Source organism: Mesorhizobium sp. M7A.F.Ca.US.014.04.1.1, assembly GCF_003998745.1.
GTDB classification, from domain to species: Bacteria; Pseudomonadota; Alphaproteobacteria; order Rhizobiales; family Rhizobiaceae; genus Mesorhizobium; species Mesorhizobium ciceri.
Window position 1 is genome coordinate 1 of the sequence record NZ_RZRW01001344.1, and the last position, 606, is coordinate 606.

At 63.5% G+C, this 606-nt stretch carries 2 protein-coding genes; both read left to right on the forward strand.

The window, feature by feature from the left end; translation table 11 throughout:
- Positions 1-115, forward strand: a 115-nt coding sequence (locus EOA22_RS36455; protein WP_164756327.1) for an alpha-hydroxy-acid oxidizing protein, incomplete at its 5' end; no start/stop codon positions are given.
- A 9-nt stretch (positions 116-124) separates the two neighbouring features.
- Positions 125-606: adenine phosphoribosyltransferase (locus tag EOA22_RS36460; RefSeq protein WP_127390758.1), on the forward strand; the 482-nt coding region annotated here is incomplete at its 3' end.

Genomic DNA, 606 nt, shown 5'->3' on the forward strand with positions numbered 1-606 from the left:
GCCCGGCGTGGAACGGGCGCTCGAACAGATGCGGGTCGAGATCGAACGCGGCATGAGGCTGATGGGCTGCAGCTCGATCGAACAATTGTCGCGCAACAATCTCCGTTTCAGGTAATCTCGACCCATGAAATCCTCGCTCGAAGACACGCTGCTTGCCGCGATCCGCACCATTCCGGACTATCCCAAGCCCGGCATCCTGTTTCGCGACATCACCACGCTGCTTGGCAATGCGCGCGCCTTCCGCCGCGCCATCGACGAACTGGTGCATCCCTATGCCGGCCAGAAGATCGACAAGATCGCCGGCATCGAGGCGCGCGGCTTTATCCTTGGCGGCGCCGTCGCCCATCAGCTCTCGGCCGGTTTCGTGCCGATCCGCAAGAAGGGCAAGCTGCCCTACGAGACGGTGCGCGTCGCCTACAGCCTGGAATACGGGCTGGACGAAATGGAGATGCACAAGGACGGTGTTGCTCCGGGCGAGAAAGTGATCCTGGTCGACGATCTGATCGCCACCGGCGGCACGGCTGAAGCGGCGGTCAAGCTGCTGCGCCAGATAGGTGGCGACATCCTCGCCGCCTGTTTCGTCATCGACCTGCCGGGCCTCGGCGG